The sequence below is a fragment of the Pseudorhizobium marinum genome (genome assembly GCF_000705355.1).
Classification (GTDB): domain Bacteria; phylum Pseudomonadota; class Alphaproteobacteria; order Rhizobiales; family Rhizobiaceae; genus Neorhizobium; species Neorhizobium pelagicum.
This window is the reverse complement of record NZ_JMQK01000001.1, coordinates 236,413-249,711: the sequence shown is the minus strand read 5'-3', so window position 1 is coordinate 249,711 and position 13,299 is coordinate 236,413. Positions and strand designations below refer to the sequence as shown.

The following is a 13,299-nucleotide window of genomic DNA, read 5'->3' as shown; positions in this document are numbered from 1 at the left end:
GAAAAACCTTCAGATGTCGTAATAGGCCGCCGGCGCCTTGGAGGCTGTCTGCGACAGCGCCTCGGCCGCCGCTTCGGCCTGGTCGTTGCGCCAGCCCCGCACGACGCTGACCTTCTCCCCGAGCACGATCTGGCCGCGGTCGGTGGAAACCACCAGCACCCGCTGGACCCGGCCCGTGTCCGTCAGGGCATAGGTGACGTGCATGCGGTCATCCGGCCATCCGAGCGCCACGAGGCGGTCTCGCTTCAGGTCGGCGCAGTCAAAGCAGGCGCCTGATGGAGCGGCGACGACCAGGTCCGTCTGGAAGCCGTCGAAATAGCTGTCCAAGGCGTCGATCGTCTTGTTGACCGTCCGATTGACACGCACAAGCTCCTGCGCCTTGTCGCGGGTCAGTGAAAACGTTCTATCGGCAGCCTCGGCCTTTGCGGCCGGGCGAACGTCCGCCATCTTGTATTCGAGTGCCGGGGAAGCGGCAAACGTGCGTGCAAAACCGCCGGGACCGGCTGCCTGTGCAGCGTGACCCGAAACGAGGGCGGCCAGAAAAGCCGCAGCAGCGAGAATCTTTGTCGACATCTTCGAGACCCTGTTTGATCGGACAGCGTTGATCGCCGTCTCGCGTGGCTTCCCGAATTCATCTCGGTCGTCATTGGCCTCATGCCGTCTATGGCCAACCATACGAAAACACCTTTGCAGCCCGCTTAAACGGAAAGATTCAAATTTACTGAAATCCATTTTTTTCCCGCGATGACACAGGCTGCGCACCGGCGGTCGCCGAAGAGTCTTCCCGCTCCAGGCGATCCCTAAACTTTTCATTAAATTTTAGGGCTCATGAATCTCTTGGAAACAAGAGGTCTAGCGATGCGTATTGCGTTCTCCATCGCGCTCCTGCTGCTGCTGTCAGCCTGCGCGTCCGCCCCGAGCCGGGTCACCAATGCCTGTGCGATCTTCGAGCAGCGCGACGGGCTGTTCAACAACTGGGCCCGCGATGCCAGGAAGGTCGAGCGGGAGTTCGGGGTCCCGGTCCCCATCCTGATGGCCACGGTCTACACCGAATCCAGTTTCCGTGCCCGCGCCCGTCCGCCGCGCACCAAGCTGCTCGGGTTCATCCCCTGGAAGCGGCAATCGACCGCCTATGGCTATGCCCAGGCGCTGGACGGCACCTGGACTGAATACCAGCGCGCCACGGGACGCTGGTCGGCCCGCCGCAGCGACTTCGGCGACGCCATCCATTTCATCGGCTGGTACCACAACCGCAGCCATGTCAGGAACGGCATCCCCCGCAACGACAGCTACAACCTCTATCTCGCCTACTACACCGGCCATGCAGGCTATTCGCGCGGCTCCTTCACCGCGACGGCCCGAAAAGGGGCGCAGCGCTCCGCCGGCATCGCCTCCAAGTACGAGGCGCAGCTGCGCTCCTGCGGCTACTGATCCGGGAAAACGCCGGCGCCGGCGGCGGTGCGTCAGCCCTGCCCTTCCCGGCAGCGCGGATGAGGCGTCATGTCGCGCCTGTCTGCCATCTGAGCGTCATGAACCTGTGGCTTGACACGCCTAGGGTCCTGCAACTGGCGGAGATTCTCGATGATGCAGAACGACATGGACGTGAAGGACGTTGACACTTCCTGGTCAGCAGCCCTGTTCAAGGACCTGATGGCTGTCCGGGTCCAGGTGGTCGCGGATGCCGCCGACCTGTTGCTGGAACTGGGCGGCACCGACGGCTTCGAAGACAGCGATCGCATCCGGCTCGAAAACCTGTGTCATTATCTGGCCCTGCGACGGCACGACCTGCGCCCGCTCCAGCGCCAGCTGATGCAGCACGGGCTGTCCTCTCTCGGCAGGCTGGAAGGTCGCGTCCTGCCGACCTTCGATGCGGTCCTTGGGGCACTGGCGGCAATCCAGGGCTCTCCCGCACCCTATCCCCCACCCACGGAACAAACGTTTTTCCGTGGCGAGTTCGCCCTCGCCGAAGAAACGGAAGCGCTTCTCGGCGGCGGACGGCCGAACCGGCGTGGCCGGATCATGGTGACGCTGCCCGAAGCCTCCGCCGACGATCCCGATTTCATCCTGGACCTCGCCCGCCGCGGCATGGACATTGCCCGCATCAACTGCGCCCATGACGACAAGTCGATCTGGGAGGACATGGCAAAGCATGTGCGGGCAGCGGGCAAGACGCTTGGCCGCCGGTTGACCATCCTGATGGATATCGCCGGCCCCAAGATCCGTACCGGCAACGTGCTGACACCGCCCTCCACCAAGGCGCAGGTCGGCGATCACATCCGCCTGTGCGCCGGCGCTCTGCCGCGCGTCGATGACATCGCCCCCTTCTCCGCGGCTGTCTCCGTTCCGGAGATCGTCACGCGTCTGAAGATCGGTGACCGGATCCGCTACGACGACGGCAAGCTGGAGGGCATCGTCGAGGAAACGTCGCCCGAGGAAGCGCTGGTCCGCGTCACACGCACCAAGACTGGCGGCACGAAACTGAAGGTGGAAAAAGGCCTGAACCTTCCCGATACGGTGCTGGGCCTGTCGCCCCTGACCACCAAGGATCATGCCGATCTCGCGGTCGTCATGGATCATGCCGACATGCTGGGCTACTCCTTCGTCAGCCGCCCCGACGACATCGAATCGCTCGAAGGCACGCTTGCCGGCCTGCCGCCCCGCAACCGCCCACTGGGGCTGGTTGCCAAGATCGAGCAGCCCGAGGCCCTGGCGAACCTGCCGGCACTCATCGCCGTCGCCTTTCGCCACCGCCGGCCCTTCGGGGTGATGATCGCCCGCGGCGATCTGGCAGCAGAGATCGGGTTCGAGCGCTTGGCCGAGATGCAGGAGGAAATCCTCTGGCTCTGCGAAGCCGCCTCGGTGCCGACGATCTGGGCGACCCAGGTCCTGGAGGATCTGGTCAAGACCGGCATCCCGACCCGTGGCGAGATGACCGATGCCGCGATGGCGGCGCGGGCCGAATGCGTGATGCTCAACAAGGGTGCCGCCGTCGCCGAGGCCGTCAATGTCCTCGATCACCTGATGTCGCGCATGGACGAGCACATGACCAAGAAGACGCCGACGCTGCGGGCGCTGAAATCCTGGACCTATCCCGTTCCGGCGGTTTGACCCGAAGGGATTCAGCACCAGGTCGCCGGCAGAGGCCGGCGACATTCTTGATTGGCGCGAAAAACTGCTTCAGCCTTGCCGCTGACGTAGCTCCGCCGACCGTACGCGATGGTCAGCGATACTGGGACAGAAACGTCTTGGCCGCCTGGATCTCGTTCGGGCGCAGTTCATGCCCGCCGGGATGCCATTCGAGATCGACGCTGTCTCCCTGCCGCCGGAAATAGTCGGCAAGCTGGTTGGTGAGGTCGACCGGCGAGATCGGATCGCGCTCGCCGGCGGTGATCAGGATCCGGCTGCTGGCCTTTCCCGTCCTGTCGTTCGGCTCGAAGGGGATCAGCGGATGCATCAGCACCGCCGATTCAAACAGCCCCGGGTTCTCGATCAGGATGTTCGCCAGGATATTGGCGCCATTCGAGAAGCCGACGCCGATCACCGGCCCGGCCTGATGCCGTTCCCGATTGGCGGCGACGAACTCGCTCATGCGATGGGTCGCGCGGGCAAGATCCTCGCAGTCGTAGACCCCTTCCGCCTTGCGCCGGAAGAACCGCGCCGCGCCATGCTCCGAGATGTCGCCGCGCGGCGAGATCACGGTCGCGTTCGGCAGCAGGCAGCTGCCGAAATCGAAGAACTGGTTCTCGTCGCCGCCGGTCCCGTGGAAGACGAAGAGGATCGGCGCCCCGGCTTCGCCGGGCTTGGCACGATGAATGTAACTGTCGTAACTCATGACATACTCCTTCGAAGACCTAACGCCTCAGGCCTCCAGCGGTTCGAGATGCTGTTCGAGAGTGGACCTCAAATGTGCGTGCTGCTGCGGAAGCTTCAGGGCTTCGCCCAGATGTGCCGTATCCTCGTCGCGGTCGAATCCCGGCTCGTTGGTGGCGATTTCGAACAACACGCCGCCCGGGGTCCGGAAGTAGATCGCCCAGAAATAGTCGCGGTCGATGACCGGCGTCACCTGGTAGCCCGTGTCCATCAGGGCCTTGCGGACCTCCAGCTGCTTTTCCCGGTTCTCGACGGCAAAGGCGATGTGGTGGACGGAGCCTGCCCCAAGCCGGGCGTCGCTGATGTTCGGCATGGTCTCGATGTCGATGACATCGGCGCCATTGCCGCCCGGAACGCCAAGCCGCAGCACCCCGTCGCGGCTGTCGATCTGCTGGTAGCCCATGTACTTCAGGAGCTCGGCCGTCGCACCCTCGTCGCGCAAACGAAGCGAGGCGGAATGGAAGCCGCGGATCGCATGGTCCTCGCCGACGCCATTGCCGGTCCAGGGGGCGCGCGCATCATCCTTCACCTCGACGAGCGCAAAGCCGTCGCCATCGGGGCCTGCGAAATGCAGGCGGTTCTCGCCAAACGCGGTCTCGGTCTTCAGCCCTTCGGCGCCGGCAGCGGTCAGCCGTTCGGTCCAGTAGCCGAACGAGCCTTCCGGGACGGAGAAGAGGGTCGTGCCCACCTCACCCGTACCAGGCCGGCCGCGGGCAATATGCGGAAACGGAAAATAGGTCATCACCGAACCGGGCGTCCCGACTTCGTCCCCATAGTAGAGATGGTAGACATCGGGAGCGTCGAAGTTGACGGTCTTCTTCACCCGGCGAAGGCCAAGAGTATCGGTGAAGAACTTGTTGTTGGTCCGGGCGCTCGCGGCCATCGACGTGACGTGATGCAGCCCCTTGATCTGGTCGATCATCTGAAACCCTTTCTGGCTCTATGAGCCTGTTCTGGGATCATAATTGGCGAGTGCCGCGTCTTTTGCATAGGGAAGCACACCCGAACGCATCGTTCACCATTTGAAGACTGATCCCCCGGCACCGTTCAACGATCATGTCTGCGGCGGCAGTTCCCAGTCGATCGGCTCCTTCCCCCTGGAAACCAGAAAGGCATTGGTCTGTGAAAAAGGCCTGGAGCCGAAGAAGCCATTGTGCGCCGAGAGCGGCGAAGGGTGCGGGCTCTTGAGCACAAGATGGCGCGTCTGGTCGACGAAGGATGCCTTCTTCTGCGCATAGGAGCCCCACAGCAGGAAGACGACGCCATCGCACTCCTCGTTGACGGCGCGGATCACCGCATCGGTGAACCTCTCCCAGCCCTTGCCTTGATGCGAGGCGGCACGTGCCTCTTCCACCGTAAGGACGCTGTTGAGGAGCAGCACGCCCTGCCGCGCCCAATGCTCCAGAAACCCGTGGCGGGCCGGCGCGATGCCGAGGTCGCTCTGCAGCTCCTTGTAGATGTTGACGAGCGACGGCGGAATGCGCACGCCGGGCTGCACGGAAAAGCAGAGGCCATGTGCCTGCCCGAGACCGTGGTAGGGATCCTGCCCGAGGATGACGACCTTGACCGCATCGAGCGGCGTCAGGTCCAGCGCCCGGAAGTATTCGCCGCCCTTGGGGAAGATGCGCTTGCCGGCGCTCTTCTCCTCCATCAGGAAGCGGCGCAGGTCGCTCATGTACGGATTGGCGAACTCCGGCGCCAGCGCCTCCCGCCAGCTCTCCTCCAGCTTCACGCCCTCGACCATCACCCGTCCCCTATTTGAAGCGCCCGCCGCGTTCCAGCACCTCGATCTTGTAGCCGTCCGGATCGGTGGCGAAGAAGAAACGGGCAAACGGCTTGCCGTCATGCGGCATCTCGACAAGCTTGCCGACGGTCAGGCCAAGGTCCGTGAAGCGCCGGTGCTCCGCCGCTGCATCCTCCACCGAGACCGCCAGATGGCCATAGCCGTCGCCAAGATCGTAGGGCGTGTCCCGCCCGGCATTCACCGTCAGCTCGAGCTCAAAACCTGTCTCCGCGTTGGCGAGGTAGATCAGAGTGAAGCCGTCGAAGGGGACGCGCTCGGCAACGGCAAGCCCGAAGGCCTTCTGGTAGAAATCGAGTGAGCGCTGCTCGTCGAGCACCCGGATCATCGAATGGATCAGCTTTGCCACGGAGAACTCCTTCTTCGGAAAATTTCCCCTATTTATCGGCAATCTCGAAGGGATTGCCAGTACCAGCCGTGGAGATCGGGTACGCTATTCACATCCGGCTGCGTCCGTCGCACGATTGAATTCCAGGCGGCAGGTGATCATATGGCTGCGAGATCTGCAGCCGCCGCCGAAAAATCGTCGGCCGCACCCCAGCCCTGTCCGGAAGGTTTCCATGCGCGTCGTCTATCTCGGTCTCGGCTGGCTGCTTGTCACCATCGGCGTCATCGGCGCCTTTCTGCCGGTGCTCCCGACCACCCCCTTCCTGATCCTGGCGGTCGCCTGCTTTGCCCGCTCCTCGCCGCGCCTGGAGGCCTGGCTACTGGATCATCCGAAATTCGGCAGGCCGCTTCGCGACTGGCGGGAAAAGGGTGCCGTACCGCGCAAGGCAAAGATTGCCGCCGTCACCATGATGACGGCAAGCTATGCGATCTTCTGGTTCGGAAGCTCGCCGCCCTTCTGGCGGGCTGTGCTTGTCGCGGCCATCATGATCGCTCCGGCGATCTTCGTCGTCACCCGGCCCGAACCCGGCGCCTGATCACACATCACCGATGCCGCGACTGCGGCAGGACGAAGGGAATATGCGCGGCCGGCAGTCGCCCGACAGCCCCGGCGATGCCGTAGACGCTGCCGATCGTCCGATCGTTGACCGTTTCCATGGAGGCGCCCTCGTCCACCACCCTGCCCTGGTCGAGCACCACCAGATGATCGGCGAATTCCGCAGCAAGGTTGAGGTCGTGGAGGATCGCCAGCACGATGCCGCCGGCAGCGGCGAAATCGCGGGCGATCTCCAGCACCGAGATCTGATGCCCGAGATCAAGGCTGGCGGTCGGCTCGTCGAGGAAGAGCGCCCGCGGTATGCCATCGACGACGGCGGCCGGCACCTGCGCCAGCGCCCGGGCGAACTGCACCCGCTGCTGCTCACCGCCCGAGAGCGACGGATAGGGACGCGCTTCGAAGCCGCGCAGTCCGACGCGCGTCAGCGCCTTGCGCGCCTGTTCCGTCGGCTGCAGCGCTCCCTGCGCCACCGCCCCCATGCGCACGATCTCCAGCGCAGTGAAGGGAAAGGACAGCTGCACCGCCTGCGGCAGCACGGCCCGGCGCTTCGCCAGCTCCGCCGGCGCATGCAGCCGGGCCTCGGTGCCGACATAGGAGACGCTGCCCTCGTCCGGTGCCATCTCGCCCGACAGCACCTTCATCAGCGTCGACTTGCCCGCGCCATTCGGGCCGATCACCACCGTGAAGCGGCCGGGATGGAGGTCGATGCCGACGTCATCGAGCAGCTTGCGGTCCGATCGCGTGACGGTGATGTTGCCAGCCGAGATCATGGCATGTCCCTCATGCGGATACCGCCCTTGCCGAGCAGCAGGAAGAGAAAGACCGGGGCGCCGAAGAGCGCCGTGATCACGCCGATCGGCAGCTCCGCCGGCGCCGCCACCGTGCGGGCGACACTGTCGGCGATCAGCAGCAGCGCTCCGCCGCCAAGCGCCGAGCCGAGCAGCAGGAAGCGGTGGGACGGCCCCATCACCAGGCGCAGCAGATGCGGCACGACGATGCCGACGAAGCCGATCGAGCCGGCGACCGCGACCGTCGAGCCGCAGGCGGCCGCGACCGCGATGATGACGATCTTCTTCAGCCGCTGCACCGGAATGCCCATGTGGAAGGCCGCCGCATCGCCGAGCACCAGCGCGTCGAGCCCGCGCGCCACGAACGGGATGATGGCGATCACCACGGCGACGAAGGGCAGGATGGACAGCACCCGCCCATAGGTGGCGCCGCCGAGCGACCCGAGGCTCCAGAAGGTAATGTCGCGCAGCTGCCGGTCGTCGGCCATGAAGATCAGCATCCCCATCAGGGCCGCACTCAACGCGCCGATGGCAATGCCCGAGAGGATCAGCGTCGTCGTCGAGGTTCGCCCATCCTGCGTGGCGATCAGATAGAGAACCCAGGTGTTCACCAGCGCGCCGCAGAACGCCATCAGCGGCAGGAACTGGTTGCCGAAGAGAAGGGTGAGCGGCAGGAGAACCGTCGGGCCGAGCACGATCGCGACGACTGCCGCCAATGCCGCCCCGGACGTCACGCCGACGATGCCGGGATCGGCCAGCGGGTTACGGAACAGGCCCTGCATCATCGCCCCGGACACGGCCAGTCCCGCCCCCACCAGGAGGCCGAGCGCGGTGCGCGGCAGGCGCACCGCCTCCAGCACCACGCGGTCCTGCGCAGCCAGGCTGTCGCCATGGCCCGTCGCATAGGCCCAGAGTTCGGGGAGGCCGACGCCCGTCGGGCCGCTGCTGAGCGAGACGAGGCTGGCGGCGACCACCAGCAGGACCAGGGCCACCAGGGCAACGATCCCCTGGAGCGAGCGGTCGCCTTCGGCCTTGTCGGCGCGCCAGGGCAAGGTCAGGGCTCTCATCCGCCAAAGGCTCCGGGATAGAGCTGGCTTGCCAGCGCGCGGACTGCTTCCGGCGTACGCGGGCCGAACCCGAGAAGGAACAACCCGTCCATGCTGATTAGCGCCTGATTGGCCGCGGCCGGGCTCGTCTGCAGGGCCGGAACCGCAAAGACCTGCTCGGGCGTCAGCCTGTGATCGCCGCGCTCCATGGCAACGATCACGTCGGGCTTGGCCGCAATGACGGCTTCGTCGCTGAGCGGCTTGTAGCCGGAGATCTCAGGAGCGGCATTGATGCCGCCGGCCATTTCGATGATGGCGGCGGCTTCCGTGCCCGAACCGCTGGCCATGATCCGGCCGTTCGAGAGCGACAGCACGAACAGCACCCGCTTCTTCGTCCCATCGAAAGCAGCGATCTCGTCCGTCACGGCCTTCAGGTCCTCGCCCGTCTTCTCCGCCAGCTCGGCCGATTCCTTGGCGAGGCCGACGGCGGCTCCGACGTCGCGTATCTTCTGGAGGATGCCGTCAGCGGTCGCCGGCGTCGGCACCGTAACCATGGGGACGGCGCTGGCCCGAAGGATGTCGAGCACCGGCGGCGGGCCTGACCCTTCTTCGGCGAGGATCAGATCCGGTTTCTGTGCTAGGATGCCTTCTGCCGACAGTGCCCGCATATAGCCGACATCCGGTTTGGAGGTGGCATCCGCCGGATAGAAGCTCGTCGAATCGACGGCGACGACCCGGTCCTGGGCACCGAGCGCATAGAGGATTTCGGTGATCGTGCCACCGACGGAAACGATCCGCTGCGCCTCGGGATTGCCGGCATCCGAGGCCTGCGCGGGCATGACCCCGAGCCCCGTGACAACCAGGGAAGACGCGATGGCGATGCGAGAGAAATACGATCTGAACATGAGGCCCCTACCAGTCTCCGCCTCAAGCGGCGGCTATAACTTGAGTTGACTAGACAAGTTTTTTCGGCTTTTCAAGACAGGGGCCACTCGATATCTTGAGTGGTAAGTGAAAGATTTGAGAGGGACCTGTAAATGTACATTGCGATGAACCGTTTTCGTGTCGTGCCTGGCTATGAGGAGGCCTTCGAGGCCATGTGGCGCGGCCGTGAGGGCCGGCTGGCCGAAATGCCGGGCTATGTGGAATTCCACATGCTGAAAGGCCCCAAGGCCGAAGACCACACCCTCTACGCCTCGCATACGGTTTGGGAGAGCTTCGAGCATTTCCAGGCATGGACGAAGTCGGAGCAGTTCCGCGCCGCCCACGCAAAGGCGGGCGAGAACCGCGGCAAGATCGAATATCTGTCGGGTCCGCACTTCGAAGGCTTCGAGGTCATCATCCATGAAGACCGCAAGGGCGTCCGCAACGCCGACGCGGCGTGAGGTCGTCATGAGCCTTGCTGTTGAAACCGCCGACGATCGCCGCGAACGGGCACTTGTAGCCCTTGCCGCAAAGCCCGATGGCGTGGTCGAGGCAATCGCCGCCTCCGCCGAGGTGACCGCTGCCGAGATCCTCGACATCCTGCCGCAGGGTGCCGCGGTGGTGGCCGCCCGGGAGGCCTTCGCTGACATCTGGACCGACATGACGACCTGGGGCGAAGTGCTCTTCATCGTGCATACGGACGACATCGTGCTGGAAGCGGAAGGCAGCCTGCCGCAGGGGTCGGAAGGCCACGGCTGGTTCAACATCCACGGTGACAGCCCGATCGGCGGTCATATCCGCAAGGAGAACTGCGCCTCGATCACCTTCGTCGACCGCCCCTTCCACGGGCGCCGTTCCTGCTCCGTCTGGTTCATGAACGAGAAGGGCGCGCCGATGTTCAAGGTCTTCGTCCGCCGCGACGAGCAGCGCGAACTGATCGCGGACCAGCTCGCCCGGTTCGAGGCCCTGCGCGACAGCTATCGGACGTAGCGGAACAGCGCGCTTCAACAGGTTCCGGCCGGATCAGATGGCCGGGACCCACTTCCAGAACACGCCTTCCTGACGCTCCGGGTAATATTTGAACTCGCATTCGAAGCGGCGCCCATAGGCTTCCGCCGCCGTCAGCGCCTCCGCGCTCACCGGGTTCATGCCGGTGCCGGGCGCAAACCAGTCCTCCAGCAGATCGTCCGGGATATAGGTCCCGACCCGAAGCGGCATGGCGGTCAGTGTCTTGTCGAGTTCTTCGGGCGGCATGATGTTCCTCCGTGATGAGCCTTGTCTCCGGCACTCCTGTCGCCTGCGTTCTATGCAGGGGTCCCGGGCGGCAGCATAGCGGCACGCTCCCGCGAATGCACCTGCTGGCTGCCGACCGGCCGATCTCTATTCGGACGCATGCTGCGGCTTGCCCTTCCGCTTGGTGGAGGCCATGTCGTGAAGCTCCTTCTCGCTCATGGACTTTTCCATGCTCTTTGAAGCCCCCTGAAGCTCGCTCTTCTTCATGTCGCCGCGCTTGGCGGCCAGCGCCGCGCCTGCGGCCTTCTGCTGTGCTTTGGATTTTGCCGGCATCATCGCCTCCTTGCTTTGCGTCCTATGTTCAACAGCCAACGTGCCGGCGGGTTCCAGCCTGCCCGCGGAACCAACTGGCTTGCGCTTCCGTTGGGCTGGCAGATTCTGAAAGGAAGGACATCATCATGGATGCCAAGGATAAAGTTGCCGACACCACAAACCCGTCCACCCGCTTCGAGCAGGAAGGTCGCGAACGTGTCGACGATGCGCTGCACGCACAGACGGACATGACCAGCCAGAAGGCGGTCAAGGAAGCCTCCCGGCTGGGCGGCGGCGACACCTATCTGGTGGAGACCGATCTCGAGGAGGCCGACGAGAGCGAAGGCGTCGAGAACGAGGACGGCAGCATCAGCGCCCTGGCAAACGCCGGAAACCAGGAACGCTAAAAAACCTTTCCTCCGGGTCGCGGCATCGCCCTTTCCGGACAATGGCCGCTCCGGAGGAACGACCGCCAGACTGGGTTGCCCTGCCGTTTATCGCGAGATCATATGGAAGCCGAAGCCTTGCCGCCCCAGATCGACCAGCCGCGCAATCGCATTGAAACCATGCCCCACATGGAAGCCAAGGCCGCGCCGACCCTGACGGATGCCAGCGCCGAAGCCTTCGTCCGCGAGGCGATCGATGAGCTCGTGGCCTGCGGCATCCCCTTCCTGCTGGCCGGGACCTTCGCCGTCAGCGCCTATACCGGCATTTCCCGCCCCACCAAGGATCTCGACATCTTCTGCCGCGCCGGCGACTACGCCCGCATCCTCGCGCACTTCAAGGCGAAGGGATACGAGATCGAGGTCGAGGATGACCGCTGGCTCGGCAAGGTTATCAGGGGGGATCATTTCTTCGACGTGATCTTTGCCGGCTCCAACGGCACCATGCCGATCGGCGATGCCTGGTTCGACCACGCCCGCCAGATGGAGCTGAACGGCCACCAGGTTCGGATCATTGCCCCTACCGAACTCGTCTGGTCCAAATGCTTCGTCCAGCTTCGCCACCGCTATGATGGCGGCGACGTCGTGCATGTCATGCTGCGCGCCCACGACCAGATCGACTGGCATCGGCTGCTCAACCACATGGAAGTCCACTGGGAGGTGCTGCTGATCCACCTCCTCAACTTCCGTTGGATCTACCCGACCGAGCGCGACAAGGTGCCGGAATGGCTTCTCGACGAACTTCTGGACCGCCTGCAGGCACAGCGCCAGCTGCCGCTGCCGCAGATGAAGATCTGCCGTGGCCGCATGTTCAGCCGCGTCGATTTCGAGATCGACGTGAAGGAATGGGGCTTTGCCGATGTGGGCGGTGAAGGAGAGCCGCGCGAGGGCATCGAGAAAGAGAGGACGGAAGGAGGTTCGGCGTGAGCAAGTCAACTGGCAAGGGCGAAAGCGGAACGAGGAAGGCCGACGACAAGCAGCGGATCGCAGCCATGGGCGACCTCCATGTCAAGGAAACCGGCACGGCCTCCTTCAAGGACCTGTTCACGGAAATCTCCCAGGCCGCTGATATTCTTGTTCTCACAGGCGACCTCACCGATCTCGGCAAGCCGAAGGAGGCAGAGCTGTTGGCCGCCGACCTGCGCGCCTGCACGATCCCGGTCGTCGCAGTGCTGGGCAACCACGACTACGAATGCGGCCATGTCGAAGAGGTCGCGGCGATCTTCAAGGACGCAGGCGTTCACCTGCTGGAAGGTCAGGCCGTGGAGATCAACGGTGTCGGCTTTGCCGGCGTCAAGGGCTTTGCCGGCGGCTTCGGCCGCTACATGCTGGGGTCCTTCGGCGAGCCGGCGATCAAGGCGATGGTCGCCGAAAGCGTGGAAGAAACCATGCGGCTGGAGAATGCCCTGCGCCAGGTTCGCTCCGAGCGCGCGATGGTGGTGCTGCATTACGCGCCGATCCCCGACACTGTCGTCGGCGAACCGCAGGAGATCTATGCCTTCCTCGGCTCTTCGCGGCTGGCGGAGACGATCGACCGCTTTCCCGTGTCGGCCGTCGTTCACGGCCACGCCCACCGCGGAACCTACGAAGGCCGCACGCCGGGCGGTGCCCCCGTCTACAACGTCGCCTCCCACATCGAGAAGCCGACGGGCCGGCCCTATGCCCTGCTGGACCTCTAGCGGAACATCGGGCCCTGCCAGCAGTTCGATGCGCATCAGGAGGATTGATCATGACAGACCAGAAGAACCACCCAGAGCAGGATCCGGCAGAAGGCTCCCGCGAAACCATCGAACGCGAACTCGCTCGTCAGGACCAGAAGGCGCAGGAGAACGGTCGCAAGGTCAAGGACGACGGCGAAACGAAGCGCTGAGAAGCGTTCCGATGAAGGCGCTGCCCCAGAAATCCGCAAACTGATCTTAAGTTATGCCCTCGGCGGGAA

The 13,299-nt window shown here is 64.4% G+C and carries 19 protein-coding genes; 9 read left to right on the top strand and 10 right to left on the bottom strand.

The window, feature by feature from the left end; genetic code table 11:
* Positions 1-9: 9 nt before the first annotated feature.
* Positions 10-573, bottom strand: coding sequence for a transglutaminase-like cysteine peptidase (locus EO99_RS0101270; RefSeq protein WP_162179294.1), 564 nt, complete (start codon positions 571-573; stop codon positions 10-12).
* Positions 574-858: 285 nt separating this feature from the next.
* On the opposite strand from EO99_RS0101270, the gene EO99_RS0101265 reads away from it, so the two are divergent.
* Complete coding sequence (locus EO99_RS0101265; protein WP_029616833.1) at positions 859-1,431, top strand: transglycosylase SLT domain-containing protein; 573 nt, start codon at positions 859-861, stop codon at positions 1,429-1,431.
* Between the two features lie 150 nt (positions 1,432-1,581).
* On the top strand, positions 1,582-3,108 hold the full coding sequence (locus tag EO99_RS0101260; protein WP_051679636.1) for a pyruvate kinase: 1,527 nt from the start codon (positions 1,582-1,584) through the stop codon (positions 3,106-3,108).
* 112 nt (positions 3,109-3,220) lie between these two features.
* Here the strand turns inward: EO99_RS0101260 and EO99_RS0101255 are convergent, their stop codons facing one another.
* The 4 genes from EO99_RS0101255 to EO99_RS0101240 all read right to left on the bottom strand — a co-directional run bounded on the left by EO99_RS0101255 (position 3,221) and on the right by EO99_RS0101240 (position 6,020).
* Positions 3,221-3,832: an alpha/beta hydrolase gene (locus tag EO99_RS0101255; RefSeq protein WP_029616831.1), complete on the bottom strand. Its 612-nt coding sequence runs from the start codon at positions 3,830-3,832 to the stop codon at positions 3,221-3,223.
* A gap of 27 nt (positions 3,833-3,859) precedes the next feature.
* Positions 3,860-4,792 (bottom strand): VOC family protein, encoded by a 933-nt coding sequence (locus EO99_RS0101250; RefSeq protein WP_029616830.1) that lies wholly within the window; start codon positions 4,790-4,792, stop codon positions 3,860-3,862.
* 132 nt (positions 4,793-4,924) lie between these two features.
* Positions 4,925-5,614: a uracil-DNA glycosylase gene (gene ung / locus EO99_RS0101245; protein ID WP_029616829.1), complete on the bottom strand. Its 690-nt coding sequence runs from the start codon at positions 5,612-5,614 to the stop codon at positions 4,925-4,927.
* A gap of 10 nt (positions 5,615-5,624) precedes the next feature.
* Positions 5,625-6,020: a VOC family protein gene (locus EO99_RS0101240; RefSeq protein ID WP_029616828.1), complete on the bottom strand. Its 396-nt coding sequence runs from the start codon at positions 6,018-6,020 to the stop codon at positions 5,625-5,627.
* 211 nt (positions 6,021-6,231) lie between these two features.
* Between EO99_RS0101240 and EO99_RS0101235 the strand changes: the two genes are divergently transcribed.
* Positions 6,232-6,594 (top strand): YbaN family protein, encoded by a 363-nt coding sequence (locus EO99_RS0101235; protein WP_029616827.1) that lies wholly within the window; start codon positions 6,232-6,234, stop codon positions 6,592-6,594.
* A gap of 7 nt (positions 6,595-6,601) precedes the next feature.
* Here the strand turns inward: EO99_RS0101235 and EO99_RS0101230 are convergent, their stop codons facing one another.
* The 3 genes from EO99_RS0101230 to EO99_RS0101220 are packed head-to-tail and all read right to left on the bottom strand — an operon-like array spanning position 6,602 to position 9,287.
* Positions 6,602-7,384 carry a heme ABC transporter ATP-binding protein gene (locus tag EO99_RS0101230; protein ID WP_029616826.1) on the bottom strand — a complete coding sequence of 261 codons (783 nt, stop codon included), beginning with the start codon at positions 7,382-7,384 and terminating at the stop codon, positions 6,602-6,604.
* The gene (locus EO99_RS0101225; protein WP_051679635.1) at positions 7,381-8,469 is read right to left on the bottom strand and encodes a FecCD family ABC transporter permease; all 1,089 of its coding nucleotides are present in this window, start codon (positions 8,467-8,469) and stop codon (positions 7,381-7,383) included. The genes EO99_RS0101230 and EO99_RS0101225 overlap by 4 nt, the downstream gene beginning before the upstream one ends.
* On the bottom strand, positions 8,466-9,287 hold the full coding sequence (locus tag EO99_RS0101220; RefSeq protein ID WP_235776740.1) for a heme/hemin ABC transporter substrate-binding protein: 822 nt from the start codon (positions 9,285-9,287) through the stop codon (positions 8,466-8,468). Before EO99_RS0101220 ends, EO99_RS0101225 begins: the two co-directional genes overlap by 4 nt.
* Before the next feature lie 198 nt (positions 9,288-9,485).
* Between EO99_RS0101220 and EO99_RS0101215 the strand changes: the two genes are divergently transcribed.
* The gene (locus tag EO99_RS0101215; protein WP_029616823.1) at positions 9,486-9,833 is read left to right on the top strand and encodes an antibiotic biosynthesis monooxygenase family protein; all 348 of its coding nucleotides are present in this window, start codon (positions 9,486-9,488) and stop codon (positions 9,831-9,833) included.
* 7 nt (positions 9,834-9,840) lie between these two features.
* Positions 9,841-10,362 carry a heme utilization cystosolic carrier protein HutX gene (gene hutX / locus EO99_RS0101210; protein WP_029616822.1) on the top strand — a complete coding sequence of 174 codons (522 nt, stop codon included), beginning with the start codon at positions 9,841-9,843 and terminating at the stop codon, positions 10,360-10,362.
* Positions 10,363-10,395: 33 nt separating this feature from the next.
* Here the strand turns inward: hutX and EO99_RS0101205 are convergent, their stop codons facing one another.
* Together EO99_RS0101205 and EO99_RS0101200 are read right to left on the bottom strand one after the other, a co-directional pair.
* The gene (locus tag EO99_RS0101205; protein ID WP_029616821.1) at positions 10,396-10,626 is read right to left on the bottom strand and encodes a hypothetical protein; all 231 of its coding nucleotides are present in this window, start codon (positions 10,624-10,626) and stop codon (positions 10,396-10,398) included.
* A gap of 126 nt (positions 10,627-10,752) precedes the next feature.
* Entirely contained in the window at positions 10,753-10,938 is a 186-nt protein-coding gene (locus EO99_RS0101200; RefSeq protein ID WP_029616820.1) for a DUF3008 family protein, read from the bottom strand.
* A 125-nt stretch (positions 10,939-11,063) separates the two neighbouring features.
* Here EO99_RS0101200 and EO99_RS0101195 point away from each other — a divergent pair, with 125 nt between their 5' ends.
* The 4 genes from EO99_RS0101195 (at position 11,064) to EO99_RS27280 (ending at position 13,230) form a co-directional block, all read left to right on the top strand.
* Positions 11,064-11,324: a hypothetical protein gene (locus EO99_RS0101195; RefSeq protein ID WP_029616819.1), complete on the top strand. Its 261-nt coding sequence runs from the start codon at positions 11,064-11,066 to the stop codon at positions 11,322-11,324.
* Positions 11,325-11,492: 168 nt separating this feature from the next.
* Complete coding sequence (locus tag EO99_RS0101190; protein WP_051679663.1) at positions 11,493-12,287, top strand: nucleotidyltransferase family protein; 795 nt, start codon at positions 11,493-11,495, stop codon at positions 12,285-12,287.
* A gap of 65 nt (positions 12,288-12,352) precedes the next feature.
* On the top strand, positions 12,353-13,039 hold the full coding sequence (locus EO99_RS0101185) for a metallophosphoesterase family protein (protein ID WP_029616817.1): 687 nt from the start codon (positions 12,353-12,355) through the stop codon (positions 13,037-13,039).
* Between the two features lie 50 nt (positions 13,040-13,089).
* Positions 13,090-13,230 (top strand): hypothetical protein, encoded by a 141-nt coding sequence (locus EO99_RS27280; protein WP_156034591.1) that lies wholly within the window; start codon positions 13,090-13,092, stop codon positions 13,228-13,230.
* Positions 13,231-13,299: the final 69 nt, after the last annotated feature.

Excerpts from the sequence above, each read along its gene's own strand:
- EO99_RS0101270 (WP_162179294.1), bottom strand. The coding sequence starts at position 573 with ATGTCGACAAAGATTCTCGCTGCTGCGGCTTTTCTGGCCGCCCTCGTT.
- EO99_RS0101265 (WP_029616833.1), top strand. The coding sequence starts at position 859 with ATGCGTATTGCGTTCTCCATCGCGCTCCTGCTGCTGCTGTCAGCCTGC.
- EO99_RS0101260 (WP_051679636.1), top strand. The coding sequence starts at position 1,582 with ATGATGCAGAACGACATGGACGTGAAGGACGTTGACACTTCCTGGTCA.
- EO99_RS0101255 (WP_029616831.1), bottom strand. The coding sequence starts at position 3,832 with ATGAGTTACGACAGTTACATTCATCGTGCCAAGCCCGGCGAAGCCGGG.
- EO99_RS0101250 (WP_029616830.1), bottom strand. The coding sequence starts at position 4,792 with ATGATCGACCAGATCAAGGGGCTGCATCACGTCACGTCGATGGCCGCG.
- ung (WP_029616829.1), bottom strand. The coding sequence starts at position 5,614 with ATGGTCGAGGGCGTGAAGCTGGAGGAGAGCTGGCGGGAGGCGCTGGCG.
- EO99_RS0101235 (WP_029616827.1), top strand. The coding sequence starts at position 6,232 with ATGCGCGTCGTCTATCTCGGTCTCGGCTGGCTGCTTGTCACCATCGGC.
- EO99_RS0101230 (WP_029616826.1), bottom strand. The coding sequence starts at position 7,384 with ATGATCTCGGCTGGCAACATCACCGTCACGCGATCGGACCGCAAGCTG.
- EO99_RS0101225 (WP_051679635.1), bottom strand. The coding sequence starts at position 8,469 with ATGAGAGCCCTGACCTTGCCCTGGCGCGCCGACAAGGCCGAAGGCGAC.
- EO99_RS0101220 (WP_235776740.1), bottom strand. The coding sequence starts at position 9,287 with ATGCCCGCGCAGGCCTCGGATGCCGGCAATCCCGAGGCGCAGCGGATC.
- EO99_RS0101215 (WP_029616823.1), top strand. The coding sequence starts at position 9,486 with ATGTACATTGCGATGAACCGTTTTCGTGTCGTGCCTGGCTATGAGGAG.
- hutX (WP_029616822.1), top strand. The coding sequence starts at position 9,841 with ATGAGCCTTGCTGTTGAAACCGCCGACGATCGCCGCGAACGGGCACTT.
- EO99_RS0101205 (WP_029616821.1), bottom strand. The coding sequence starts at position 10,626 with ATGCCGCCCGAAGAACTCGACAAGACACTGACCGCCATGCCGCTTCGG.
- EO99_RS0101200 (WP_029616820.1), bottom strand. The coding sequence starts at position 10,938 with ATGCCGGCAAAATCCAAAGCACAGCAGAAGGCCGCAGGCGCGGCGCTG.
- EO99_RS0101195 (WP_029616819.1), top strand. The coding sequence starts at position 11,064 with ATGGATGCCAAGGATAAAGTTGCCGACACCACAAACCCGTCCACCCGC.
- EO99_RS0101190 (WP_051679663.1), top strand. The coding sequence starts at position 11,493 with ATGGAAGCCAAGGCCGCGCCGACCCTGACGGATGCCAGCGCCGAAGCC.
- EO99_RS0101185 (WP_029616817.1), top strand. The coding sequence starts at position 12,353 with ATGGGCGACCTCCATGTCAAGGAAACCGGCACGGCCTCCTTCAAGGAC.
- EO99_RS27280 (WP_156034591.1), top strand. The coding sequence starts at position 13,090 with ATGACAGACCAGAAGAACCACCCAGAGCAGGATCCGGCAGAAGGCTCC.